Raw genomic sequence first — 23,306 nt, 5'->3', positions numbered from 1 at the left:
ATGGCCTTTGACCAGAGGAACGACCGTGCATAACGTCGTGATCAGCGGCACCGGCCTGTATACCCCGGCCCAGAGCATTTCCAACGAAGAACTGGTGGAGTCCTTCAATACCTGGTCGCAGCAGTTCAACCGCGACAACGCGGCTGCCATCGAGCGCGGTGAGGTCGAGGCAGCGCCGCAGTCCGATGCCGCGTTCATCGAAAAGGCCTCGGGCATCAAGAGCCGCTTTGTGCTGGACAAGGCCGGCATCCTCGACCCACAACGCATGAAGCCGCGTCTGCCAGAGCGCGCCAATGACGAGCCCTCGATTTTGTGCGAGATGGCGGTGGCCGCTGCCCGCCAGGCACTTGAACGTGCGGGCCGCACCGCCGCCGACGTCGATGGTGTGATCGTCGCGTGCTCCAACCTGCAGCGCCCATACCCGGCCATTGCCATCGAAGTGCAAAATGCATTGGGCATCGAGGGCTTTGCCTTCGACATGAACGTGGCCTGCTCGTCAGCCACCTTCGGCATCCAGACCGCCGCCAACAGCGTGCAGCTGGGCCAAGCGCGTTCGGTACTGATGGTCAACCCCGAGGTCTGCACCGGCCACCTGAACTTCCGCGACCGCGACAGCCACTTCATCTTCGGCGATGCCGCTACCGCCGTGCTGATCGAACGTGCCGACCAGGCCACCTCCAAGCACCAGTTCGAAATTGTCAGCAGCAAGTTGTGGACCGGGTTCTCCAACAACATTCGTAACAACTTCGGCTTCCTCAACCGTGCGGCGGAGGAGGGTGAAGGTGCGGCGGACAAGTTGTTCATCCAGGAAGGCCGCAAGGTGTTCCGTGAAGTGTGCCCGAAGGTGGCTGAACTGATCGGCGAGCACCTCGAAGCGAATGACCTGCAGCCGAGCGACGTCAAACGCTTCTGGTTGCACCAGGCCAACCTGAGCATGAACCACCTGATCGTCAAGAAGCTGCTGGGGCGTGAAGCGACCGAGGAAGAAGCACCGGTGATTCTGGACCGCTATGCCAACACCAGTTCGGCGGGGTCGGTGATTGCCTTCCACCTGTATCAGGATGACCTGGCCGAGGGCTCGGTGGGTGTGTTGAGTTCGTTTGGTGCGGGGTATTCGGTGGGTAGCGTGATTTTGCGCAAGCGCTAGTTTTTGCAAGGGCTGTACCGGCCTTTTCGCGGGCAAGCCCGCTCCCACAGGTGCATCACAGATTTCGAAGACTGTGCTGCACCTGTGGGAGCGGGCTTGCCCGCGAAAAGGCCGGCGCATTTCTGGCAGGCAAAAAAAGGCAGGAAATACCGGATGGGGTCGGCATTTCCCGCCTTGAGTGAAGCGGTGAAGCGTTTGCTTAGAACTTGGCTTCCAGGTCTACCTGCAGCGTGTCTACGTCAGCATTGCTGTTCGGCAGCTGCGACAGATCGGTCTTGGCCATGAGGTAGGCAGCGCCCAGCGAGAAGTTCTTGTCGATCTCGTAACCGACCTTGAACTTGTGACCGCGAGAACCGGTAAAGCCGTTGCCGAAGTCCGAGTCGGTGAACAGGCTGACGACGGCGTTACGCTGAACATCGCGATAGTTGTAGTCCAGGCTCCAAGCGCCGACCTTGGTTTTCAGGCCGGCCAGCCAGGCCTGGTCTTCACCGTCGGTGCTCTCGGTGTTTTTCACGTATTGGCCGTAGGCCGACAGCGGAATGGCGAAGCCAGTGAAGTCGAGTTGACCGAAGCCTTCCACCAGGTTGAACTCATTGGTGGTGTTGCCGAACGACTGCAGAATGGCTGCTTCCTTGTCATTGTCGTAGCCGTAGATGCTCGCACCCACGGTAACCTTCAACACGTCGGCAGGGGCGAACTTGGCACCCAGCTGGCCGTGGTAGACCTGAGCATCGTGCTTATACTGCACGCCGTCGCCGTCGACGTTGTCCTTGAGGGTGTACTGACCGGCACTGGCGAACACTTCGGCGCCGCCCAGGTCAGCCTTGTAGGTCGCGGCCACGCCTTCGGGGTTGATGTCGCTGTCCCAGATGATGTCGCCCATGCTCACCCACGGCTGTGGCATCTTGCCACCGATCAGGTGCAGGTTCGGCACTGCGGTCGGGTGCCAGTCGAGGTAGGCAAGGTCGACCCACAGCGATTTCTTGTCGAAGTAGTTGTCGAAGCTCTGGTTGGTCGAACGGCGGTCGGCGCTGCTGCCGGTGGCGATACGCACGCCAGCATCGACTTGCGGGTTGATCTCACTGTAGAAGCCGACACGGGCACGGACGCGCTGGCGGTCCTGGTTGCCGCTGCTGCTGTTCGGGTCGTCAACGTTGACGTCTTCGTAACGCAGGCGCACATCACCCTTGATCTGGGTCTTGGCGGCCCATGCCACTTTTTGTTCAAAGGAACTCATACGTTCGGACTGCGCTTTCTGGTCGGCCTTTTCCTTGGTCTCTTTTGCCAGATCGCCTTGCAGTTCGTTGTACTGCGCCTGGTTGATCGAGCCATTGGCGCGGAGCATTTCGAGCAGCTTGGCGTCGACAGCAGCACTGGCCGGAGTACTCAGAGCCAGCATCATGCCGGTGAGGCTCACTCCGGTAAGTGTGGAAACAAGACGCATAAGGTTCTCCCTACTTGAAAAAATGAGGGGAGGCTCAGCGCCCGCCCCTGTGTTGGCATGTCTTCGGAAAGGGCCTGAATAGACAGGTTCTAGGGTTCCGGAAAACAGGCGCAAGTATTGCGGGGGGGAATGACAGATTAATGTCTGATTGGTGGCACTGTTGTTAAGTCATCGGGAATAAACGCAAGGGTCGGGTGATCGTCATTTGAGTGATGGGCCATTCTTCCGGGATACTGAGGGCCTCAAGACAGCGAGTCGAAACCGTGACCAGCCTGTACAGCCTTGCTCATCTGCGTGATCTTCCGGCGTCTACCTGGGATGCCCTGGTACCGGCTGGCCAGCCGTTTCTGCGCCACGCCTTTCTCACCGCCCTGGAGGACAGCGCCAGTGTTGCCCCCGCGACCGGCTGGGCTGCCGAGCACCTGGTGCTGGAGCGCGAAGGGCAGGTACGCGCGGTGCTGCCGGCCTACCGCAAGTGGCATTCGTTTGGCGAGTACGTGTTCGACCACGGCTGGGCCGATGCGTGTGAACGGGCAGGCATCGCCTACTACCCCAAGTTGCTCGGTGCGGTGCCATTCAGCCCGGTCAGCGGCCCGCGCCTGTTTGCGGCTGACCCCGCCGACGGCCTGCTGGTGTTGCAAGCGCTGCCCGAGTACCTGGGCAAGGGCGGGCTCTCCGGGGCGCACATCAACTTCACCGACCCGGCACTGGACCAGCAGATGGCCAGTTTGCCAGGCTGGATGGAGCGGCTTGGCTGCCAGTTTCACTGGCGTAACCGAGGCTATCGGGACTTCCAGGACTTTCTCGACACGCTCAGCTCGCGCAAGCGCAAGCAGATGCGCAAGGAACGTGAGCAGGTGGCCGGGCAGGGCATCGACTTCCAGTGGTATCGGGGGGATGAGCTGGATGAGGCGCAGTGGGACTTCGTCTACCTGTGCTATGCCAACACCTATGCCGTACGCCGGCGTGCCCCGTACCTGACCCGTGAATTCTTCAGCCTGCTGGCCGAGCGCATGCCCGAGGCGCTGCGGGTGGTCATGGCCAGGCAAGGTGGGCGTGAGGTGGCCATGGCCCTGAGCCTGGTGGGTGGTGACAGCTTGTATGGCCGTTACTGGGGATGCCTGGATGAGTTCGACCGGCTGCATTTCGAGACGTGTTTTTATCAAGGCATGGACTTTGCCATTGCTGAGGGCCTGCAGCGGTTCGATGCGGGGGCTCAGGGCGAGCACAAGCTGATACGCGGGTTTGAGCCGGTGCTGACGCGGTCGTGGCACTACCTGCTGCATCCGGGGTTGCGGCGGGCGGTGGAAGGGTTTTTGTTGCAGGAGCGCGAAGGGGTGCAGGGGTATGCCGAAGAGGCGCGGGGGATGTTGCCTTACCGCAGGGATTGAATTTTATGTCGCTTGCCCCGGCCTCTTCGCGGGCAAGCCCGCTCCCACAGGTGTATCACTGCCCTCAACACAGTGATGCACTTGTGGGAGCAACTGTCTTCTTGTGGAAGCTGGCCTTGCCGGCGATGGGGCGCGTAGCGCCCCAGGCCCGGCTGTGCCGGGCATCGCCAGCAAGGCTTGCTCCTACGAATGAGCTATTTGCTCCTTCCAGGGCGTTCCGGTCTTGAGCATCGCATTTAGCCTCACTATCAATACTCGCATACACGCCACCACCGATACTTTCGCGCACTTCCCTTGGGCTCGCAGTGCTTTGTAGCGCTCGCAGAAGTCCTTGTTGTGCCGTATCACCACCCAGCAGGCCATATAGAGCGCCCGCCTGACTTGTGAGCGCCCCCCCCAGATTGAACGCTTGCCCGACTGCTTGCCGCTGTCCTGGTTGAACGGCGCAACACCGACCAAGGCGGCAATTTCCTTCTTATCCACCTGGCCCAGCTCTGGCAGCAAGGCCATCAGCTTTCCGGCAGTAATCAGACCAATTCCTTTGACTTGAGTGAGCTGTTTAACCCGGTCATCAGGCAAAGCTGCTGCCTGCTGTGCGATCTCTTGTTCCAGCGCTCGAATTTCACCCTTCAGATAGGCGATGTGTTGTTCCAACCGCAAACAAACACTGGGAGCCCGCGCCTGCTTCAGGCGCCGCTTGTCATCGTCGCGCTGTTGGACGAAGCGATCCCGCTGCATAAGCAGTTCGCGCAGCAAGGCCCGCTCGGGTGTCATCACCTGGCAAGGCCGTGGGGGCATAACTTCAGCCAGGTGAGCCAAAACCGCTGCGTCAATGGGATCGGTCTTGGCGCGTTTACCCATCGACTTGGCAAAGTCCCGGGCACGACTGGGATTGATCCGGCAAACCGGAAAATCGGCATCCTGCAGCGCTTTGAGGACATTGCACTCGTAGCCACCGGTAGCTTCGAGCAAGACCATTGAAACTGCATACCCGCCAAGCTTTTCGACGAGCAGTTGGAATCCCTTCAAGTCATTGGAAACACTGAAGTTCACCCCCTCAGGGCGGATGTGAACAGCAAGTGTGGCACTGGAAACATCGATGCCGACAGAGGAAGACATGGCCAAACCCTCTTAAACTCAAGGAGTGAGAGCGCTTTGGCTTGGCCCACGCTTGTGATTCGAGATTACGCCCCTCATCCAACTGTTCGGGCTCTCGCCAAAGTGGAACGGTGAATGGCAGCTTTTGCTCCCACACGTGCTCTGGGCACCTCGGGCTATCAGCTTGCCATTCACCGCTCTCACTTCAGATTCTATTCCCTCTCCAAGACACAAGCGGGCTTGCCCGCGAAGAGGCCGGTACAGTTCAATCCACCCCGACAAACCCCCCGGTCTGGTGATGCCACAACCGCGCATACAACCCCTGCTGCGCCAGCAACTCACTGTGGCTGCCACTCTCGACAATATGCCCCTTGTCCAGCACCACCAGCCGGTCCATCCGCGCAATGGTCGAAAGCCGGTGAGCGATGGCAATCACCGTCTTGCCCTGCATCAGGGTTTCCAGGCTTTCCTGGATCGCCGCCTCGACCTCCGAGTCCAGCGCGGAGGTGGCCTCGTCCATGATCAGGATCGGTGCATTCTTCAGCAGCACCCGGGCAATCGCGATACGTTGACGCTGGCCGCCAGACAGCTTGACCCCACGCTCGCCCACATGGGCATCGAACCCGGTACGCCCCTGGGCGTCCGTCAACTGCGGTATGAACTCGTCGGCGCGGGCACGGCGTACCGCTTCGAGCAGTGCCGCTTCGCTGGCCTCGGGACGGCCGTACAGCAGGTTGTCACGGATCGAGCGGTGCAACAGCGACGTGTCCTGGGTGATCATGCCGATCTGCGCACGCAGGCTGGCCTGGCTCACCTCGGCGATGTCCTGGCCATCGATGAGAATGCGCCCACCCTGCACGTCATACAGACGCAGCAGCAGGTTCACCAGGGTCGATTTACCCGCGCCAGAGGGGCCGATCAAGCCAATCTTCTCACCCGGCCGTATGTCCAGGTTGAGCCCCTCGATCACGTTGCTGGCCTTGCCGTAATGGAAGTCCACATCGTCGAAATGCACCGCGCCACGGCTCACCTTCAGCGCAGGCGCATTGGGCTTGTCGGTGACGGTGACCGGTTGGGCGATGGTCTGCAGGCCGTCCTGGACCATGCCGATGTTCTCGAAGATGCCGTTGACCACCCACATGATCCAGCCCGACATGTTGACGATGCGAATTACCAGGCCGGTGGTCAGGGCAATTGCCCCCACGGAGATCAGCGATTGGCTCCACAACCACAGCGCAAGGCCCGTGGTGCCGACCACCAGCAAGCCGTTGAGGGTGGTGATGACCACGTCCATGCTGGTGATCACCCGCGAGGCCAGTTGGGTCTTCTCGGTCTGTTCGCGGATCGCCTCACGGGCATACTGCTGCTCGTAGTCGGTGTGGGCGAACAGCTTGAGGGTGGCAATGTTGGTGTAGCCGTCGACGATGCGCCCCATCAGCTTGGAGCGTGCATCGGATGAAATCACCGAGCGCGCCTTCACCCTGGGCACGAAGTAGAACAGCGCGGCGATGTAGCAGGCGATCCAGGCCAGCAGCGGCAGCATCAGGCGCCAGTCGGCCTCGGCGAACAGCACCAGCGAGCTGACGGCGTAGATCAGCACGTGCCACAGTGCGTCCACCGCCTGGACCGCCGAATCGCGTAGCGAGTTGCCGGTCTGCATGATGCGCTGGGCAATGCGCCCGGCAAAATCGCTCTGGAAGAAGTTCAGGCTTTGCTTGAGCACATAGCTGTGGTTTTGCCAGCGGATCATGCTGGTCATGCCTGGGTTGATGGTCTGGTGCACCAGCAGGTCGTGCAGGCCGAAGAACAGCGGGCGCAGCAGCAGAATCACCACCAGCATCCAGATCAGCTCACCGCTGTGCTCGCTGAAGAAACTGGCATTGGGCGTGCCCTGGGCCAGGTCGATGATGCGGCTCAGGTAGCTGAACATCGCCACTTCGATCAACGAAGCGATCAGGCCGACCACCAGCAGGGCAGCAAAGCTTGGCCACACCTGGCGCAGGTAGTACAGGTAGAACGGCCACACCGTGCTCGGTGGTGCCTCGCTCGGCGCCTCACGGAAAATGTCGATCAGTCGTTCGAAACGGCGGTACAGCATGGGTGACAACACTCCTGTTGGTCCGGCCTTCAGGCGGGTTCACGTCCCTGTGAAACCTGCATTCAGTCGATACGTTTGGCGGACTTGATATAGACCGGATCGGCCGGCACGTCGCGCATGCCTTTTTTCATGGTGGTCGGTGAGTTGACGATCTGGTCGACCACTTCCATACCTTTGGTCACCTTGCCGAACACGGCATAGCCACGGTCACGGCCTGGGTTGAGGAAGTCGTTGTCGGCCACGTTGATGAAGAACTGGCTGGTGGCCGAGTTCGGGTCCGAGGTGCGGGCCATGGACAGGGTGCCGCGGGTGTTCAGCAGGCCGTTGCCGGCTTCGTTACGGATCGGATCCTGGGTGTTCTTCTGCACCATCTGGTCGGTAAAACCGCCGCCCTGGACCATGAAGCCCGGGATCACGCGGTGGAAGACGGTGTTGTTGTAGAAGCCGCTGTCGACGTACTGGAGGAAGTTCTTGGTACTGATCGGCGCCTTCTCGGCATTCAACTCGATTTCGACCTGACCGAAGCTGGTGTCCAGCAACACGTGGGGGGTCTTGTCGGAGGCCATGACGCTGGTGGCGAAGGCGACCGAGCAGGCGGTGAGCAGGAGTTTTTTCAGCATGGGCTCAAAGATCCTTGAGAGGTGGAGGCGGCTGCAAGGAACTGCAGCAGGGTCTGGTTGAAGACCTCGGGTTGATCGAGGGGCGTAGCGTGCCGGGAATCGTCGATGACTACCAGCCTGGCCTGGGGCATCAGGGCGACGTAGCGCTCTTTCAGTTGTATCGGCGTGTAATCGTGGTCGGCGGCGATCACCAGGGTGGGACAGTGAATCTGCCCGATGCGTTCCTGCACGCCCCAATCGACGATGGCGTCGAAGCTCTTGAGGTAGGCGCGCTTGTCGTTGCGCGCCCAGCGCTGGGCCATCTTCTGGCGCAGGTCGGCTTGCCCGGGTTTGGGGAACAGGCGTTCGGCCAGGCCTTTGCCAACGGTCTCGACGCTGAGCAGGCGTGCCAGGCCCCAGCGCTTGGCCCACCAGATCCAGTCGCTGCGGGTGCGGCGCTTGACCTCGGGTGCGCTGTTGACAATGCACAGGCTGCGCAGCCACTGCGGATGGTCGACAGCGAACTGGAACCCGACCATACCCCCCATCGACAGGCCGACGAAGTGCACGGGGCCGCACTGCAGGTGTTCAAGCAGGGCCAACAGGTCTTCGCTGAAGGTGGCGATCTGGTAACCGTCGCGGGGCTTGTCGGAGCGGCCGTGGCCGCGGTTGTCCATGAGGATCACCCGGTAATGGCGGCTCAGCAACGGTACCTGCAGCTCCCAGTCCTGGCTACTGGAACCCAGGCCATGCAGCAGCACCAAGGGCTCGCCCTGGCCATATTCCTCGTAATGCAGTAAGCATCCTTCGTGTTCGAAATAGGCCAAGGGCGCGGTCCTCTCAGGCTTGTGGGGGGGCTGCGAAGGGCACGTCCAGAGGCGCGGTGTCGAAGTTGCGCAGCAGGTCGATGAGAATCTGCGTAGCCGGGCCCAGGGTCTTCTCTTTGCTCGAATAAAGGTAGAACAGTGGATGGCGGCTGCCACCCTGATCCAGCGGCAACGGCTTGAGCACACCTTCACGCAGTTCGCGTTCGATCATGTGCTGGGGCAGCCAGGCAAAGCCCAGGCCACTGCTGACGAAGGTGGTGGCGGTGCCCAGGCTACCGACCGTCCAGCGCTGCTCGGCACCCAGCCAACCGACATCCAGTGGCTGCGCGCGCCCGGAATCGCGGATCACCACCTGTAGCTGGCTTTCCAGGTCCTGGAAGGTGATTTCCCGGCCCAGGCGGTGCAGGCTGTGTTCGGGGTGGGCAACGGCGATGAATTCCACTGCGCTCAGTTCGGCACCCAGGTAGCCGCCGATGCTGTAGCTGCTGATGGCCAGGTCGGCGATGCCTTCGCGCAGCACTTCCTCGACGCCAGACAGCACCTCTTCGCGCAGACGTACCCGGCAGCCACGGCTCTGCGGCATGAACGCACTCAAGGCACGGACCAGCCGGGCGCTGGGGTAGGCGGCGTCGACCACCACGCGCACCTCGGCTTCCCAGCCTTGTTCCATGTGATGGGCAAGGTCTTCGAGCTGGCTGGCCTGCTTGACCAGGTGGCGCGAACGGCGCAGCAGCACGTTGCCCGCCTCGGTGAGCACCGCCTTGCGGCCATCGATACGCAGCAACGGAACACCGAGCTGCTCTTGCATGCGGGCGACGGTGTAGCTGACCGACGACTGCGAACGGTGCAGCGCCTCGGCGGCCTGGGCAAACCCGCCGTGGTCGACCACTGCTTGCAGCGTTCGCCACTGATCAAGGGTTACGCGCGGCGCTTTCATCTTTCGCTCCTGTTGTCCTAAGCTGCGCTCTTCCAAGGAGAGCGCCCCATGAAGAAATGTTGTGCGGCAATACTGATGTGCCTGCCCCTCGGGGCCATGGCTTATCCCATCGATGTGGAGAAGCAACTTGACGGGGTCAAGCTCGACTACACCGCCTACGACACTGCCTACGATATTGGCGCCATCACCCTCAACAACTACGGGCAAGTGCCGGCGGCCTGCAAGGTGACGTTCCGCAACGGCCCGGAAGCGCCGCGGGTGCGCCGGGTGAACGTACCGGCCGGTAAAAGCGTCGATGTCACCGCCAAGTTCAATCGCCAGATCATCAAATTGCGGATCGGCGTGAACTGCTCAGTGGAATAAACTGATTAATCGATTGATTAAACCCACTTTTTACGCTTTTTTATCGATAGGTCAAGCCTTAATCTCACCTCCATCGAATCGCACCCTTTTTGCCGATGGAGGCACCCATGTCCCGCGTACTGATCATCGAAAGCAGCGCCCGCCAGCAGGATTCCGTTTCCCGTCAACTGACCCGCGACTTCATCCAGCAATGGCAGGCGGCGCATCCGGCCGATCAGATCAACGTACGTGACCTGGCCTTGACCCCGGTGCCCCACCTGGATGCCAACCTGCTCGGTGGCTGGATGAAGCCCGAAGAGCAGCGCAGCGCTGCCGAACGGGAAGCGCTGGCCCGCTCCAATGAACTCACCGATGAACTGCTGGCGGCCGACGTGCTGGTGATGGCAGCACCGATGTACAACTTCACCATCCCCAGCACCCTCAAGGCCTGGCTGGACCACGTGCTGCGCGCCGGTATCACTTTCAAGTACACCCCGACCGGCCCACAAGGCCTGCTGACCGGCAAGCGCGCCATCGTCCTGACCGCCCGCGGCGGCATTCATGCCGGTGCCACCAGCGACCATCAGGAACCGTACCTGCGCCAGGTGATGGCCTTCATCGGCATTCACGATGTGAACTTCATCCATGCCGAGGGCCTGAACATGAGCGGCGACTTCCATGAGAAGGGCATCAACCAGGCCAAGGCCAAACTGGCTGCGGTGGCCTGAGCGTCAACGAATTCCCAACCCTGACACCTGTTTTTGCTCCTTTGGGTGTACCTGCCCGGCCTGATGGCCGGGCTTTTTTATGCCTGGGATTTCTCGGTTGCTTGTGCCGGCCTCTTCGCGGGCACAGCCCCCACACTTCTCATGGTTGAACTGACGCGCCGCAACCCGCTAAGGTCGCCGCCTTGATCCACGAGAGGCAACCATGGGCTACCTGATTATCGTCGCGCTGATCCAGGCGTTTTCCTTCAGCTTGATCGGCGAGTACCTGGCCGGGCACGTCGACAGTTACTTTGCCGTGCTCGCCCGGGTGCTGCTGGCGGGCCTGGTGTTTCTGCCGCTGACCCGCTGGCGCCAGGTCGAGCCGCGTTTCATACGTTCGATGCTGCTGATTGGCGCGCTGCAGTACGGCATCACCTATGTCTGCCTGTACCTGAGCTTTCGCGTGCTCACCGTGCCGGAAGTGCTGTTGTTCACCATCCTCACGCCGTTGCACGTCACCCTGATCGAAGATGCCTTGAACCGGCGTTTCAACCCTTGGGCGTTGCTGGCGGCGCTGGTGGCCGTGGCGGGTGCCGCGGTGATCCGCTTCGACAGCATCAGCGGCGAATTTTTCATGGGCTTCCTGTTGCTGCAGCTGGCCAACTTCACCTACGCGGCCGGCCAGGTGCTGTACCGTCACCTGATCGCCCGAAACCCCAGCGACCTGCCGCACTACAAGCGTTTCGGCTACTTCTACCTGGGGGCCTTGATCGTCGTGTTGCCGGCATTTGTGCTGTTCGGCAATGCCCAGCACCTGCCGAGCACCGACGTGCAATGGCTGGTGTTGCTGTTCCTCGGGCTGTGCCCGACCGCGCTGGGCCTGTACTGGTGGAACAAGGGCGCATGCCTGGTGTCCGGGGCGACGCTGGCGGTGATGAACAACCTGCATGTGCCGGTGGGGCTGTTGCTCAACCTGTTGATCTGGAACCAGCACGAGCCACTGGGGCGGCTGCTCATCGGCGGGGCGGTGATTCTGGCGTCGGTGTGGATGAGCCGATTGGGCAGCCGAACGGAAGCAGCGCTGACTCGCAAGGCCTGACATGCATACCATCTTCGTCATCGTCGCGCCGATCTTTGCCCTCATCCTGGTGGGCTACCTGTGTCGTCGCGCCAATAAGCTCGGTGACAAGGCTGCAGCCGAAATCAACAAGATGGTGGTCTGGCTCTGCCTGCCGGCCTTGCTGTTCAAAGTGACCGCCACGGCGACCTGGAGCGAGATCTGGCACCCAGGCTTCATCGTGGCGTTTGGTGCCGGGGCGCTGGCGATGTTCGTGATCACCCTGGGGTGGCGCCTTTACAGCGGCCATGGCCTGGCTGCGGCGAGTATCGATGGGCTCAGCGCCGGTTATGCCAATACCGGGTACATCGGGATCCCGCTGTGCGTGCTGCTGTTTGGCGAGCCTGGGCTGCAGCCGGCGCTGATTTCGTCGCTGATCGTGGTCTGCCTGGTGTTTGCACTTTCGCTGACGCTGATCGAAATCGGCCTGCAGGAGGAGCGGCAGATCGGTCGCGCCATGCGGGTCGTGTGCAAGGCGCTGGCGAAGAATCCGCTGGTTATTTCGCCGCTGGTGGGGGCTGCCTGGGCCTTGTCTGGTTTGGGATTGGCAGAGCCGGTGATGCATTTTCTCGACATGCTGGCCCTGGCGACCACCCCCTGTGCGCTGATTTCTCTGGGGGCGTTCCTGGCCGAGAAGCGGGGCACGGGGCAGGCTAGCCCGTGGCCACTGGTGGGGCTGAAACTGGTCGGGCAACCGGCGTTGACCTGGGTGCTGGCGTTCAAGGTGTTCAGCCTGCCGACCATGTGGGCGGCGTCGGCGGTATTGCTGGCGGCGCTGCCAACGGGGACCGGGCCGTTCATGCTGGCTGAGTATTACAACCGCGAGGCGGGGCTGATTTCGCGGACGATCCTGTTTTCCACGGTGGCTTCGCTGCTGACCTTGACCGGGTTGTTGTACCTGCTGGGTTATGCGGGGTAGTTGAGAGCCTCTTCGCGGGCTTGCCCGCTCCCACAGGTTCACCGCTTATCCTGAGGCAGCGCTGTACCTGTGGGAGCGGGCTTGCCCCGCGAATGGGCCGCAAAGCGGCCCCAGCAATCTCAAGCCTCGCTCAATTCTTCCAAGCGGTGCGGCACTCGCCCCGCCAACCCCACCCGCATGTCATTGCCACTCGGCTGCTGATACAAGCTCAAGCCAAACTCCGGCAACACCGCCAGCAGATAATCGAAGATATCGCCCTGGATCCGCTCGTACTCCGCCCACACCGTGGTCGTGGTGAAGCAGTAGATCTCCAGCGGCACCCCTTCGGCGGTGGTCTGCATCTGCCGGACCATGCACGTCATGCCCTGGTGCACATTGGGGTGGTTCTTCAGGTAGGCCAAAGCAAACGCGCGGAAGGTGCCGATATTAGTCAGCTTGCGGCGGTTGGCGGACAGCTCGGCCACCGGCCCCAGCGCTTCGTTCCAGTTCTGCAGCTCCTGGCGCTTGCTGGCCAGGTAGTCACCGAGCAGGCGCACCTGGGTCAGGCGTTGTTCCTCTTCGCGGGTCAGAAAACGCACACCCGCCGCGTCGATGAACAGGCTGCGCTTGATGCGCCGGCCGCCCGACTGCTGCATGCCGCGGTAGTTGCGGAACGATTCGCTCATCAAGCGCCAGGTCGGGATCGAGACGATGGTCTTGTCGAAGTTCTGTACTTTCACCGTGTGCAAGGTGATGTCCACCACATCACCATCGGCGCCCACCTGGGGCATTTCGATCCAGTCGCCCACATGCAGCATGTCGTTGCTGGTCAGTTGCACGCTGGCCACGAATGACAGCAAGGTGTCCTTGTAGACCAACAGCAGTACCGCCGACATTGCACCCAGGCCCGACAGCAGCAGCAACGGCGAGCGGTCGATCAGGGTGGCGACGATGACGATGGAGGCGAAAATCCACAACATCATCTTGGCCAGTTGCACATAGCCCTTGATCGAGCGGGTGCGGGCGTGCTCGGTGCGGGCGTAAATGTCGAGCAGGGCATCCAGCAGGCAGGACAGTGCCATGGTCATGAACAGCAGGGTGAAGGCCAGGGCGACGTTGCCAAGGAAGTGCTGGGCCGTGTCGGACAGCTCCGGCACCAGTTTCAGGCCAAACTGCAGCACCAGCGACGGTGTGGTCTGGGCCAGCCGGTGCAGGACTTTGTTGTGGCGAAGGTCATCCAGCCATTTCAGCGCCTGTTGGCGAGCCAGCAGGCGGGTGCCGTGCAGCATCAGAAAGCGCGACAGGCGGCCGACCACCAGCGAAATCAGCAGCAGTACGGCCAGGCCGATGGCGGCGTGGAGCATGGGATGTTGATCGAGGGTGCCCCAGAGGTCGAGGGAGTCACGCCAGATTCGTTGGATATCCATGGGCTTGTGAACGGTCTGTATTGCCAAACGAAGCGCCATTAGAGCGCGGATGCCGATAAAGTTGCCAAAAGAAATTCGGCTATGGCGGCAGAAAACGTTACCCTATGCAACTGAATTTCCCGCACTTGCCTGAGGTTACCTCCGTGTTTTCCCAATTCGCCCTGCACGAACGCCTGCTTAAAGCCGTGGCCGAGCTTAAATTTGTCGAGCCGACCCCGGTGCAGGCAGCGGCCATCCCCCTGGCCCTGCAAGGGCGTGATCTGCGTGTGACCGCGCAGACCGGCAGTGGCAAAACGGCGGCCTTCGTCCTGCCGCTGCTCAACCGCCTGGTCGACCTGAAAGGCGGGCGCGTCGAGATTCGCGCGCTGATCTTGCTGCCGACTCGCGAGCTGGCCCAGCAAACCCTGAAGCAGGTGGAGCTGTTCTCGCAGTTCACCTATATCAAGTCGGGCCTGGTGACCGGCGGCGAAGACTTCAAGGAACAGGCCGCCATGCTGCGCAAGGTGCCGGACGTGCTGATCGGCACCCCAGGTCGCCTGCTTGAGCAGCTCAACGCCGGCAACCTGGACCTGTCCCATGTGCAGGTAATGATCCTCGACGAAGCCGACCGCATGCTCGACATGGGCTTTGCCGAAGACATGGAGCGCCTGTGCAAAGAGTGTGAGAACCGTGAGCAAACCCTGCTGTTCTCTGCCACCACAGGCGGCGCGGCGTTACGCGACATCATTGGCAAGGTGTTGAAAGACCCTGAGCACCTGATGCTCAACAGCGTCTCGCAGCTGGCCGAAGGCACCCGTCAGCAGATCATCATGGCTGACCACGACCAGCACAAAGAAAAGATCGTCCAGTGGTTGCTGGAAAACGAGACCTACCAGAAGGCGATCATCTTCACCAACACCCGTGCCCTGGCCGACCGTATCTATGGTCACCTGGTGGCCAAGGACGTGAAGGCCTTCGTACTGCACGGTGAAAAGGACCAGAAAGACCGCAAGCTGGCCATCGACCGTTTCAAGCAGGGTAGCTCCAAGGTGCTGGTAGCCACCGACGTTGCGGCCCGTGGCCTGGATATCGACGGCCTCGACCTGGTGATCAACTTCGACATGCCACGCAGCGGTGACGAGTACGTGCACCGTATTGGCCGTACCGGCCGTGCGGGGGGCGAGGGCCTGGCGATCTCGCTGATCACCCACAACGACTGGAACCTGATGTCGAGCATCGAGCGCTACCTCAAGCAGCAGTTCGAGCGCCGGGTGATCAAGGAAGTGAAAGGCACCTACAACGGGCCGAAAAAGGTCAAGGCTTCGGGCAAGGCTGCCGGTACCAAGAAGAAAAAGGTCGAGAAGAAGTCGGGTGACAAGAAGGCTGGCGCCAAGCGCAAGCCGACCGCCAAGCCAAGGGCCAACGCACCGCTGGCCAGCGCCGATGGCATGGCACCGCTGAAAAAGCGCGCGCCTGCGGCTGAGTAAGCCAGTTGCAGCCCTGTCGTCGCCTTGCCGGCGATAGGGCCTTCACCACCTGTACGTTAGTCCGCTTTCTTCTCCGCTGTTTTCAATTCCTTGATCCGCGTATCGATCAACTGGCACTTGTCCGGTAGGTCTTTGCTCGCCGTCCCCAGCTCCATACCCTGCAGCTCGTCGTTGATCTCCTTGGCCTTCTGCGGGTTCTGTTCGGTCAGCTGGCTGACCAGCCCGGCCAGTTCTTCGCGCTTCTGAGTGGCCTCTTCTGGCGTGCAGGCCCAGGCGGGCAGGGCGCAGAACAGGGTAATGGTACCGATGATTTGCAGCGACGGTTTCATCCTTCATACCTCCGGTATTGGCGATGCCTGGTGGAGGGCCGAGGATGCGTTGAAGTTCAGCCTCGACGACCGGCGGGCTCGGCAACCCGCGGGCGCAATACAACCAACGTTGTCAGTGTGCAAGGTGAGGTTTTGCCGTCATGTCTATGCCCAACGCCTTCATGACTGCGAGGAACGATTTAAGGGTCGGATTGCCGTGTTCGCTGAACGACCGGTAAAGTTGCTCACGAGACAAGCCAGTTTCTTTCGCCAGATCGCTCATCCCTTTTGCACGAGCCACCACGCCAACGGCTTTGGCCACGTAGCTGGCGTCACCCGTCTCCAGCGCATCGGACATGAATTGTGCAATGGCTTGCGGAGTGGTCAGGTAATCGGCCGCATCGAACTCAAAAAATGTTTCAGTCATTTTGCATCCTCCAGGAGCGCAGGATTTCGTGAGCCGCTTTGATGTCCCGCCGCTGGCTGCTCTTGTCCCCGCCGCAAAGCAGTATTACTAAGGTATCGCCCGCTTGGTGAAAGTACACCCGGTAGCCCGGGCCATGGTGAACTCTGAGTTCACTCACTCCGTGGCCAACTGCCGAGACGTCTCCAGGAAGGCCCTCCATCAAACGGTTGATACGAGCAATGATCCGGATACGCGCCATTTCGTCCCGGAGCCCATGCACCCAATGTCTGAAACTGCTGGATTCGATCTTCTTCATTGGGTGAATGTAGTTTATAAATCACACTGGGCTAGCGCATCAAATGGTTTCTGTTTTTTTCTGAACACGACTCGCCGCAGGCAGGTCCCAACCTGTGTACCCCTTCCGTCCACAGCAGGAGCCTGCCGCCATGAGCACCACCTACGACTGGGACTTGATCGAGCGCTTGCTGCATGAAGTGCAGAACAGCGCCGGTCACAGCTTCACGCCACGCCCCTATGCCGAGCAGCACGCTGCGGCTCTGGCCGCCAAAGGCCAGCCGATAGGCGATCTGGACCACCTCAAGACCCGCGCTTGCGAATACGAAAAGCTGCTGTTCGAGCGCGGCTTTATCGAGAGCCGGCCCGATGAAGAGGGCGGCAACGGTGAAAACTTCGTCCTCAGCGAACGCGGATCACGCCTGCTGAGCCTGATCGACAGCAGCATTCCTGGCTTTGAGCACCCACGCCTGGTTTTGGATGAACAAGCCGATGCGCTGGATGAAGCGACGTTTGAACAGGTGTCATCCAAGGCGCAGATTGCTTGAGGTCGTTTTGAGGGTGGCACGGGCGGGCATGGAAACCCGATAATCGGTAATTCCTGAAAACTGCCGAGCTGACGCCCATGCCAATGACTACCCGAAAGGCCCGCCCATGAGCGCGGCCCGGAAGAACCCCGACGCATTTGCTTTCCAGGTCATGCTTGGGTTGTGCCTGATCTGGGGCTGCCAGCAGGTGCTGATCAAGACGGCCGCTGTCGACATCGCGCCGGTGATGCAGGCTGCCTTGCGTAACTGCATCGCCGCCGTGTTGGTGGGCCTGATGATCTGCTGGCGCGGTGGTTGGGAGCAGGTGGGCAGCACCTGGCGTGCCGGGCTGTTGGCGGGTGGGCTGTTTGGCGTGGAATTCCTGTTCATCGCCGAAGGGCTGAAGCTGACGTCGGCAGCGCACATGTCCGTATTCCTCTACACCGCTCCCGTTTTCACGGCGTTGGGCCTGCACTTCATGCTGCCCAGTGAGCGACTGCGGCTGTTGCAGTGGTTGGGAATCTTGCTGGCCTTCGGTGGGATTGCCACGGCGTTTGCCGGTGGTATGTCGTTTGAAGAAATGGACAGCCGCACCTTGCTGGGCGACGCCTTTGGCGTTGTGGCAGGGCTGGCCTGGGGCGCGACGACCGTGGTAGTGCGCTGTTCGCGGCTGTCGGAAGCACCGGCGACCTTGACCTTGTTCTATCAGCTGGCCGTCGGCTTTGCCGGGCTGCTGCTGATTGCCTTGCTCAGCGGCCAGATCGGCGCGGTGTCGCTGACGCCGTTGGCGGTCGGCAGTGTGCTGTTCCAAGGGATCGTGGTGTCGTTTGTCAGCTACCTGACCTGGTTCTGGTTGTTGCGCAAGTACTTGGCGTCGAACCTCGCGGTGTTCTCGTTCATCACGCCGCTGTTCGGCGTGACGTTCGGGGTGCTGCTGCTGGATGAGCCTCTGAGCGTGAACTTCGTACTCGGGGCAGTGATGGTACTGCTTGGGGTGATCCTGGTGAGCGCCGAGCCTTGGGTGAAGCAGCAACTGCGCAAATGGGTGGGGTAACAAGTGCCTCTACACCGATTGCGCATCAGCTGAGTTTTGCGCCAGGCAGCTGGGGTTGGCATGGCCTCCCGCCAGCACCAGCCCCCCGGCTACGGCCAAGCCACTCGCTGCCAGCAGCAAAGCCGGCTGTAAACTCCCTGTGTAGTGGTTGCTGACCGCCGCCAACAACGGCCCACTCAGTTGGCCGAGTGCGAAGCACGCCGTGAGCAGCCCCGCATTACGCTGCGTCGCATGCGGCGCCAGCTCCCGCGAACGCTGCATCACCAGCTGCATGCAGGCCAGGAACGGCGCACCGCAAAGCACCACGCCCAACGCCAGGCCAAGGCCACCGCCCATCAGGCATGCCAGCACGCCTAGCCCTTGCAGCCACAGGGTGGCAGTCAGCCAGGTAGAGGTGCGGCCGGCTCGGCGCACGCTCACCAGCAGCACGCCCAGCGCGGCTGCCACACCAAAGGCAGGCCAGAACAGGTCGGCCATCCATTGCCCCTGAAATTGCTGGTTGGCCATCTGTGACAAGAAGGTGGCCGGCAGAATGTAACCGACGCCGTACAACGCATAGACCAGCCCAAGGCGAGCGATGCCGACATTTCGCGTTGTGCCTTGCTGCACAGTCGCCGGGGCAATCGCTAGCGCCTGCGGCTGTGGCAACCAACGCCCCACCGCCAACAGCATGATCAGCGCAGCGCTGGCATAAATCAGCCACAGGGCTGCCGAACCCAGCCCCAGCACATGCGCACCGAGGGCCAACAGACCCGTAACGGCGATACCCAGGCCTGGGCCGGCGAAAACCAGGGCACCCAGGCGCTGGCGATTGTGTGCACTGGCAACGTGCTGGCTGAGGCTGGTGATCATCACCAGTACCCAGGCGCTGGCCACGCCTGTGCCAAAGCGCAGCAGCAGGTGGGGCCAGAAGCCATCGGCGGCCCATGAAGCCAGGGTCAACAGTACGCACAGCCACAGGCCGCCGTGCAGGCGCAGACGCACCTGGGCAGGTTTGCGAACGAACATGGCATCCACCGCACCCAGGAAGTAACCGAGGTAGTTGGCTGCCGCGACCAGTCCGGCGGCCGTGAGGTCAAACTGGCCTTCAGCGATCAGCTGCGGCAGTTGCGGGGTAAGGGCGAAGCGACCTATGCCCATGGCCATCATCAGCGCCACGGCGCTGGCCAGCAGGTGTATCAGCGGCGACATGGAAGCACTCCTGCAGATTGGTTGGCGATGGATGGCAGGTTAGGGGGCTTTTATGTTCAATAAAATTGAATAATGATGAGGAAGTTGTTCTGTTTTGGAGAATGTTATGGAGTTCAGCCAGCTGCGCATCTTCCAGGCGGTGGCCGAGGAAGGTTCCGTCACCCGCGCCGCCGAGCGCCTGCATCGGGTGCCGTCGAACCTGTCGACACGCTTGCGCCAGCTCGAAGAGCAATTGGGCGTGGAGCTGTTTTTGCGCGAGCGCCAGCGCCTGCAATTGTCGCCGGCGGGCAAGGTGTTGCTGGACTACGCCAATCGCCTGTCTGCCCTGCGTGACGAGGCGGTGGCAGCCATACAGGGCGGCCAGCCGGCCGGGGAATTCGTGCTGGGCACCATGTACAGCACCGCAGCCACTCACCTGCCTGCATTGCTGGCGCGTTATCACCAGGCGTATCCGGCGGTGAACCTGCAGGTGCGCGCAGCGCCCAGTGGCGAGTTGTTCGAGGGTTTGCTCAGCCATGGCCTGGACGCGGCATTGGTGGACGGCCCGCCGAGCCTGGCCGGGCTGGACGGTGTGCCGCTGTGCGAAGAGCAGCTGGTGTTGATCACCAGCCCCGAGCACCCGCCCGTGCACACGGCAAAAGATGTGGCAGGCAAAGCCGTGTTCACCTTCCGCCAGGGCTGCTCGTACCGGATGCGCCTTGAGGCCTGGTATGCCCACGCCCATACGCCGATGGGGCGGGTGATGGAGATCGAGTCCTACCAGAGCATGCTGGCCTGCGTGATTGCAGGCGCGGGCGTGGCCATGATGGCGCAGTCCATGCTCGACAGCCTGCCTGGGCGCGACCGGGTGCGGGTTCATCGGCTGCAGGCGCCGTTCGATCAGGCGGTGACCTGGTTGATGTGGCGCCAGGGCATGCGCGGGGCGAATTTGCAGGCGTGGATCGATCTGCAACAAACCGAAACGATAAACCAGTCGTCGGAATGCGGCGTTTCGCCTTGATCCGCGTCAAAATGGCCCCTATCTCTAGGAACAGATGCATGCGTAATACAGGACATCGGGCTATGATCTGTATGAAACATCACTGGATTGATTGACCGTGAGGCTGACCCGTCAAGGGGGCACTATGAAGAAACCACTGTTCAACTGGCTCCACGACTTGGCTGTCGCACTGGGGTTGATTCCACCGCCCTTGCAGCCGGTGCCGATCCCGACTGATGAAGAGCAGCGCAAGCGCCAACCGCGCCGTCGCTGACATGACAAAGGCCGCCGCATCATTGCTGATGCGGCGGCCTTTTTGTTGCTGCGGATCGTCAGTCTTGGGTAGCGGTATCAGGCCAGCTTCATCGCTGCCACCGATTTACGCGACATCAGGCTGACCCCCACGAAGCTCACCAGGCCGATCGCCAGGCTGTAGTAGATCGGCGTGTTGGCTTCCAGCCCATCCTTGAACATGAACAACAGCGCGGTAGCAAAGCCCAGCGACATGCTGGCGATTGCACCTGCGGTGGTGGCGCGTTTCCAGAAGATCGCACCGATCAACGGGATCAGCATGCCGCCGACCAGCAGGTTGTAGGCCAAGGTCAAGGCGTTGATCACATCGTTCACCACCAAGGCGATGCCCAGTACCACCAGACCCGTGAGCAGGGTGAACAGGCGGCTGATGCCCAGGCTCGATTGCTTGCCGCCACGCAGCTTGGGCAGCAGGTCTTCGGTCAGGGTGGTGGACGCGGCCAGCAGGCCGGCGCTGGCGGTGGACATCATGGCTGCCAGGGCCGCCGCCATCAGCAGGCCGCGAATGCCATCGGGCAGGGTGCTCTTGATCATCTCGGCAAAGGCATTGTTCGGGTTGGCCAAGTCCGGCATCAGCACGTGCGCGGCCATGCCGATCATGGCGCAGGCCAGGCCGTACACCACGCAGTAGACACCTGCAGTGGTACCGGCACGTTGGCAGACCTTCTCGTCACGGGCAGTGAATACCCGCTGCCAGATGTCCTGGCCGATGAGGATGCCGAAGAAGTAGATCAGGAAGTAAGTGATGATGGTGTCCCAACCGATGGAGGTCAGTTGGAAGCTTGCCGCTGGCAGTTTGGCCACCAAGGTGTCCCAGCCGCCGGCTTTGTACAGGCAGACTGGCAGCAAGATGAACATCAGGCCGACGGTCTTGATAACGAACTGGACGATGTCGGTCAGGGTCAGCGACCACATGCCACCGATGGTCGAATAGAGCACCACCACGCCACCGCCGAGCAGCAGCGACATCCAGAACGGCAACTCAAGCAATACCTGCAGCACCGTTGCCATGGCCAGGGTCGAGGTGACGCCGATCATCAGGGCGTAAGCCAGCATGATCACCGCGCTGGCCTGACGTGCCATGGGGTTGTAGCGCCGCTCCAGGACCTGGGTCACGGTAAAGATGCGCAGGCGCAGCAGGGGTTTGGCGAGGAACAGGTTGAGGGCGATGATGCCCAGGCCCAGGGCTGCGCACAGCCAGAAGCCAGAAATGCCGTGGACATAGCCCAGGCGCACGGTGCCGACGGTGGACGCACCGCCCAGTACGGTGGTGGCCATGGTGCCCATGTACAGGGTCGGGCCGAGGTTGCGCCCGGCCACCAGGTAGTCTTCGTGGGTTTTCGCACGCCGCATGCCATACCAGCCAAGGCCGAGCATGCCGGCGGTATAGATCATTACAACAATGATGTCCAAGGCCATTGGGAGTCTCCCGATTATCTTTATTATGGCGAGATCGACCGCGCGGGCTTAGCGCCACCCGGCGGTCTTGTCTTGTGTTGACGGGCCTCAGTGGCCCTCCCTCATGGCTCCTGCCGGGGTATAGCGATCAAGCGGTGCCGTGCGGTGTGGCCAACTTCAGCGACGCACGACGCCCGGCAGCACGCAGAGCATTTCGAACAGCAGGTTGGCGCCGAGCAGCGAGGTGTTGCCGGTGGTGTCGTAAGGCGGGGAGACTTCGACAAGGTCACAGCCGATCAGGTCCAGGCCGTGACAGCCGCGAATGATCTCCATCGCCTGGATCGTGGTCAAGCCCCCGATTTCAGGAGTGCCGGTGCCTGGCGCCCAGGCAGGGTCGATGCCGTCGATATCGAACGACAGGTACACCGGGCCACCGCCGACCTTTTCTCGGACTTCGGCCATCAGCGGTTCCAGCGATTTGTGCCAGCATTCTTCGGCCTGGACTACACGAAAGCCCTGGCGACGGCTCCAGTTGAAGTCGTCGGCGGTGTAGCCCTGGGCGCGCAGGCCGATCTGCACCACGCGGTCACAGTCGAGCAGGCCCTCTTCCACGGCGCGGCGGAAGGTGGTGCCGTGGGCGATCTTCTCGCCGAACATGTGATCGTTGACGTCGGCGTGGGCATCGATGTGCACCAGGCCGATCTTGCCGTGCTTTTTGTGCAGGGCACGCAGGATCGGCAGGGTGATGGTGTGATCGCCGCCCAGGGTCATCGGGATGACATTGTGCTCGACGATTTCATCGTAGGCTTCTTCGATGATGCGCACGGCGTCGAGCAGGTTGAAGGTGTTGATGGCCACGTCACCGATGTCGGCTACCGACAGCGAGTCGAAAGGCGCGGCCCCGGTGGCCATGTTGTACGGGCGGATCATCACCGATTCGGCGCGGATCTGCCGTGGGCCGAAGCGGGTGCCAGAGCGCAGCGAGGTGCCGATGTCCAGGGGCACGCCGATGAACGCGGCATCGAGGCCGGCGGCGCTTTGCAGGTGGGGGAGGCGGAGCATGGTGGCGATGCCGCCGAAACGCGGCATTTCGTTGCCGCCCAGTGGTTGGTGGAGAGTCTTGTCCACGGTGGGCCTCATCAGTCGGTCGATTGTTGTGTTTGTTCGAACCTGTGCCGCGGCGCGCCTGTTTGCTTTGGTTGTGCCGGCGGGCAGGACATTTCGGCCGAGTTTGCTCAAGGTAGTGCACGGGAAGAATCGCTACCGGCAAATACTTACTTCAGGAATTTCTGAACTAATACCCCGCAACCGGTTAGACTTCACGCATTTACCGTTGTGG

Annotated in this window: 24 protein-coding genes; 11 read left to right on the top strand and 13 right to left on the bottom strand. The window is 61.6% G+C overall.

The window, feature by feature from the left end; genetic code table 11:
* The first annotated feature begins 25 nt into the window (after positions 1 to 25).
* Entirely contained in the window at positions 26 to 1,147 is a 1,122-nt protein-coding gene (locus ACSSU5_RS03895; protein ID WP_492560637.1) for a beta-ketoacyl-ACP synthase III, read from the top strand.
* A 199-nt stretch (positions 1,148 to 1,346) separates the two neighbouring features.
* Here the strand turns inward: ACSSU5_RS03895 and ACSSU5_RS03890 are convergent, their stop codons facing one another.
* On the bottom strand, positions 1,347 to 2,591 hold the full coding sequence (locus tag ACSSU5_RS03890) for a putative porin (protein ID WP_027593146.1): 1,245 nt from the start codon (positions 2,589 to 2,591) through the stop codon (positions 1,347 to 1,349).
* A 263-nt stretch (positions 2,592 to 2,854) separates the two neighbouring features.
* Here ACSSU5_RS03890 and ACSSU5_RS03885 point away from each other — a divergent pair, with 263 nt between their 5' ends.
* The gene (locus ACSSU5_RS03885; protein WP_492560636.1) at positions 2,855 to 3,982 is read left to right on the top strand and encodes a GNAT family N-acetyltransferase; all 1,128 of its coding nucleotides are present in this window, start codon (positions 2,855 to 2,857) and stop codon (positions 3,980 to 3,982) included.
* Between the two features lie 183 nt (positions 3,983 to 4,165).
* Here the strand turns inward: ACSSU5_RS03885 and ACSSU5_RS03880 are convergent, their stop codons facing one another.
* The 5 genes from ACSSU5_RS03880 to ACSSU5_RS03860 all read right to left on the bottom strand — a co-directional run bounded on the left by ACSSU5_RS03880 (position 4,166) and on the right by ACSSU5_RS03860 (position 9,541).
* Positions 4,166 to 5,101, bottom strand: coding sequence for an IS110 family transposase (locus ACSSU5_RS03880; protein ID WP_264309399.1), 936 nt, complete (start codon positions 5,099 to 5,101; stop codon positions 4,166 to 4,168).
* A 244-nt stretch (positions 5,102 to 5,345) separates the two neighbouring features.
* The gene (locus tag ACSSU5_RS03875) at positions 5,346 to 7,178 is read right to left on the bottom strand and encodes an ABC transporter ATP-binding protein (RefSeq protein WP_264312082.1); all 1,833 of its coding nucleotides are present in this window, start codon (positions 7,176 to 7,178) and stop codon (positions 5,346 to 5,348) included.
* A gap of 62 nt (positions 7,179 to 7,240) precedes the next feature.
* On the bottom strand, positions 7,241 to 7,798 hold the full coding sequence (locus ACSSU5_RS03870) for a peptidylprolyl isomerase (protein WP_264312083.1): 558 nt from the start codon (positions 7,796 to 7,798) through the stop codon (positions 7,241 to 7,243).
* The gene (locus tag ACSSU5_RS03865) at positions 7,792 to 8,604 is read right to left on the bottom strand and encodes an alpha/beta fold hydrolase (protein ID WP_492560635.1); all 813 of its coding nucleotides are present in this window, start codon (positions 8,602 to 8,604) and stop codon (positions 7,792 to 7,794) included. The genes ACSSU5_RS03870 and ACSSU5_RS03865 overlap by 7 nt, the downstream gene beginning before the upstream one ends.
* Positions 8,605 to 8,617: 13 nt before the next feature.
* Positions 8,618 to 9,541: a LysR family transcriptional regulator gene (locus ACSSU5_RS03860; protein ID WP_264312085.1), complete on the bottom strand. Its 924-nt coding sequence runs from the start codon at positions 9,539 to 9,541 to the stop codon at positions 8,618 to 8,620.
* Between the two features lie 48 nt (positions 9,542 to 9,589).
* Between ACSSU5_RS03860 and ACSSU5_RS03855 the strand changes: the two genes are divergently transcribed.
* The 4 genes from ACSSU5_RS03855 to ACSSU5_RS03840 all read left to right on the top strand — a co-directional run bounded on the left by ACSSU5_RS03855 (position 9,590) and on the right by ACSSU5_RS03840 (position 12,626).
* Positions 9,590 to 9,904, top strand: a complete 315-nt coding sequence (locus ACSSU5_RS03855; RefSeq protein ID WP_492560634.1) for a 3-phosphoglycerate kinase — start codon at positions 9,590 to 9,592, stop codon at positions 9,902 to 9,904.
* Between the two features lie 107 nt (positions 9,905 to 10,011).
* On the top strand, positions 10,012 to 10,611 hold the full coding sequence (locus ACSSU5_RS03850) for an FMN-dependent NADH-azoreductase (protein WP_492560633.1): 600 nt from the start codon (positions 10,012 to 10,014) through the stop codon (positions 10,609 to 10,611).
* Positions 10,612 to 10,813: 202 nt separating this feature from the next.
* Positions 10,814 to 11,689 (top strand): carboxylate/amino acid/amine transporter, encoded by an 876-nt coding sequence (locus tag ACSSU5_RS03845; protein ID WP_264312088.1) that lies wholly within the window; start codon positions 10,814 to 10,816, stop codon positions 11,687 to 11,689.
* Between the two features lies 1 nt (position 11,690).
* Positions 11,691 to 12,626 carry an AEC family transporter gene (locus tag ACSSU5_RS03840; RefSeq protein WP_492560632.1) on the top strand — a complete coding sequence of 312 codons (936 nt, stop codon included), beginning with the start codon at positions 11,691 to 11,693 and terminating at the stop codon, positions 12,624 to 12,626.
* Positions 12,627 to 12,745: 119 nt separating this feature from the next.
* On the opposite strand, the gene ACSSU5_RS03835 is transcribed toward ACSSU5_RS03840, so the two are convergent.
* A complete protein-coding gene (locus ACSSU5_RS03835) occupies positions 12,746 to 14,032 on the bottom strand; it encodes a mechanosensitive ion channel family protein (protein WP_492560631.1) in 1,287 nt (428 codons plus the stop codon).
* A 104-nt stretch (positions 14,033 to 14,136) separates the two neighbouring features.
* Here ACSSU5_RS03835 and ACSSU5_RS03830 point away from each other — a divergent pair, with 104 nt between their 5' ends.
* A complete protein-coding gene (locus tag ACSSU5_RS03830) occupies positions 14,137 to 15,498 on the top strand; it encodes a DEAD/DEAH box helicase (RefSeq protein ID WP_492560630.1) in 1,362 nt (453 codons plus the stop codon).
* A gap of 56 nt (positions 15,499 to 15,554) precedes the next feature.
* Here ACSSU5_RS03830 and ACSSU5_RS03825 read toward each other — a convergent pair whose 3' ends face one another.
* The 3 genes from ACSSU5_RS03825 to ACSSU5_RS03815 all read right to left on the bottom strand — a co-directional run bounded on the left by ACSSU5_RS03825 (position 15,555) and on the right by ACSSU5_RS03815 (position 16,528).
* Entirely contained in the window at positions 15,555 to 15,827 is a 273-nt protein-coding gene (locus ACSSU5_RS03825; protein WP_264312092.1) for a hypothetical protein, read from the bottom strand.
* Between the two features lie 112 nt (positions 15,828 to 15,939).
* Complete coding sequence (locus ACSSU5_RS03820; RefSeq protein ID WP_027593133.1) at positions 15,940 to 16,233, bottom strand: addiction module antidote protein; 294 nt, start codon at positions 16,231 to 16,233, stop codon at positions 15,940 to 15,942.
* Positions 16,226 to 16,528: a type II toxin-antitoxin system RelE/ParE family toxin gene (locus ACSSU5_RS03815; protein WP_264312093.1), complete on the bottom strand. Its 303-nt coding sequence runs from the start codon at positions 16,526 to 16,528 to the stop codon at positions 16,226 to 16,228. Before ACSSU5_RS03815 ends, ACSSU5_RS03820 begins: the two co-directional genes overlap by 8 nt.
* A 130-nt stretch (positions 16,529 to 16,658) precedes the next feature.
* Between ACSSU5_RS03815 and ACSSU5_RS03810 the strand changes: the two genes are divergently transcribed.
* Positions 16,659 to 17,054 (top strand): transcriptional regulator, encoded by a 396-nt coding sequence (locus ACSSU5_RS03810; RefSeq protein ID WP_264312094.1) that lies wholly within the window; start codon positions 16,659 to 16,661, stop codon positions 17,052 to 17,054.
* Positions 17,055 to 17,160: 106 nt separating this feature from the next.
* Complete coding sequence (locus tag ACSSU5_RS03805) at positions 17,161 to 18,087, top strand: DMT family transporter (RefSeq protein WP_264312095.1); 927 nt, start codon at positions 17,161 to 17,163, stop codon at positions 18,085 to 18,087.
* A 9-nt stretch (positions 18,088 to 18,096) separates the two neighbouring features.
* Here the strand turns inward: ACSSU5_RS03805 and ACSSU5_RS03800 are convergent, their stop codons facing one another.
* Entirely contained in the window at positions 18,097 to 19,278 is a 1,182-nt protein-coding gene (locus ACSSU5_RS03800) for an MFS transporter (protein ID WP_492560629.1), read from the bottom strand.
* Between the two features lie 106 nt (positions 19,279 to 19,384).
* Between ACSSU5_RS03800 and ptrR the strand changes: the two genes are divergently transcribed.
* The gene (gene ptrR, locus ACSSU5_RS03795) at positions 19,385 to 20,278 is read left to right on the top strand and encodes a putrescine utilization regulator PtrR (protein WP_264312097.1); all 894 of its coding nucleotides are present in this window, start codon (positions 19,385 to 19,387) and stop codon (positions 20,276 to 20,278) included.
* 124 nt (positions 20,279 to 20,402) lie between these two features.
* Entirely contained in the window at positions 20,403 to 20,531 is a 129-nt protein-coding gene (locus ACSSU5_RS03790; protein WP_256214945.1) for a PA1414 family protein, read from the top strand.
* Positions 20,532 to 20,608: 77 nt separating this feature from the next.
* Here the strand turns inward: ACSSU5_RS03790 and ACSSU5_RS03785 are convergent, their stop codons facing one another.
* Together ACSSU5_RS03785 and speB are read right to left on the bottom strand one after the other, a co-directional pair.
* A complete protein-coding gene (locus tag ACSSU5_RS03785) occupies positions 20,609 to 21,988 on the bottom strand; it encodes a sodium:solute symporter family protein (protein WP_264312098.1) in 1,380 nt (459 codons plus the stop codon).
* Positions 21,989 to 22,144: 156 nt separating this feature from the next.
* Positions 22,145 to 23,095, bottom strand: coding sequence for an agmatinase (speB, locus tag ACSSU5_RS03780; RefSeq protein ID WP_027593127.1), 951 nt, complete (start codon positions 23,093 to 23,095; stop codon positions 22,145 to 22,147).
* Positions 23,096 to 23,306: the final 211 nt, after the last annotated feature.

It is taken from the genome of Pseudomonas sp. E1MeOHC2 (assembly GCF_058745025.1).
This window is presented reverse-complemented; position numbering and strand designations above follow the sequence as displayed.

What these genes read in the sequence shown, in the direction of transcription:
- ACSSU5_RS03890 (WP_027593146.1), bottom strand. Translation starts at nt 2,591, where the DNA reads ATGCGTCTTGTTTCCACACTTACCGGAGTGAGCCTCACCGGCATGATG.
- ACSSU5_RS03880 (WP_264309399.1), bottom strand. Translation starts at nt 5,101, where the DNA reads ATGTCTTCCTCTGTCGGCATCGATGTTTCCAGTGCCACACTTGCTGTT.
- ACSSU5_RS03875 (WP_264312082.1), bottom strand. Translation starts at nt 7,178, where the DNA reads ATGCTGTACCGCCGTTTCGAACGACTGATCGACATTTTCCGTGAGGCG.
- ACSSU5_RS03870 (WP_264312083.1), bottom strand. Translation starts at nt 7,798, where the DNA reads ATGCTGAAAAAACTCCTGCTCACCGCCTGCTCGGTCGCCTTCGCCACC.
- ACSSU5_RS03860 (WP_264312085.1), bottom strand. Translation starts at nt 9,541, where the DNA reads ATGAAAGCGCCGCGCGTAACCCTTGATCAGTGGCGAACGCTGCAAGCA.
- ACSSU5_RS03855 (WP_492560634.1), top strand. Translation starts at nt 9,590, where the DNA reads ATGAAGAAATGTTGTGCGGCAATACTGATGTGCCTGCCCCTCGGGGCC.
- ACSSU5_RS03850 (WP_492560633.1), top strand. Translation starts at nt 10,012, where the DNA reads ATGTCCCGCGTACTGATCATCGAAAGCAGCGCCCGCCAGCAGGATTCC.
- ACSSU5_RS03845 (WP_264312088.1), top strand. Translation starts at nt 10,814, where the DNA reads ATGGGCTACCTGATTATCGTCGCGCTGATCCAGGCGTTTTCCTTCAGC.
- ACSSU5_RS03840 (WP_492560632.1), top strand. Translation starts at nt 11,691, where the DNA reads ATGCATACCATCTTCGTCATCGTCGCGCCGATCTTTGCCCTCATCCTG.
- ACSSU5_RS03835 (WP_492560631.1), bottom strand. Translation starts at nt 14,032, where the DNA reads ATGGATATCCAACGAATCTGGCGTGACTCCCTCGACCTCTGGGGCACC.
- ACSSU5_RS03830 (WP_492560630.1), top strand. Translation starts at nt 14,137, where the DNA reads ATGCAACTGAATTTCCCGCACTTGCCTGAGGTTACCTCCGTGTTTTCC.
- ACSSU5_RS03825 (WP_264312092.1), bottom strand. Translation starts at nt 15,827, where the DNA reads ATGAAACCGTCGCTGCAAATCATCGGTACCATTACCCTGTTCTGCGCC.
- ACSSU5_RS03820 (WP_027593133.1), bottom strand. Translation starts at nt 16,233, where the DNA reads ATGACTGAAACATTTTTTGAGTTCGATGCGGCCGATTACCTGACCACT.
- ACSSU5_RS03815 (WP_264312093.1), bottom strand. Translation starts at nt 16,528, where the DNA reads ATGAAGAAGATCGAATCCAGCAGTTTCAGACATTGGGTGCATGGGCTC.
- ACSSU5_RS03810 (WP_264312094.1), top strand. Translation starts at nt 16,659, where the DNA reads ATGAGCACCACCTACGACTGGGACTTGATCGAGCGCTTGCTGCATGAA.
- ACSSU5_RS03805 (WP_264312095.1), top strand. Translation starts at nt 17,161, where the DNA reads ATGAGCGCGGCCCGGAAGAACCCCGACGCATTTGCTTTCCAGGTCATG.
- ACSSU5_RS03800 (WP_492560629.1), bottom strand. Translation starts at nt 19,278, where the DNA reads ATGTCGCCGCTGATACACCTGCTGGCCAGCGCCGTGGCGCTGATGATG.
- ptrR (WP_264312097.1), top strand. Translation starts at nt 19,385, where the DNA reads ATGGAGTTCAGCCAGCTGCGCATCTTCCAGGCGGTGGCCGAGGAAGGT.
- ACSSU5_RS03790 (WP_256214945.1), top strand. Translation starts at nt 20,403, where the DNA reads ATGAAGAAACCACTGTTCAACTGGCTCCACGACTTGGCTGTCGCACTG.
- ACSSU5_RS03785 (WP_264312098.1), bottom strand. Translation starts at nt 21,988, where the DNA reads ATGGCCTTGGACATCATTGTTGTAATGATCTATACCGCCGGCATGCTC.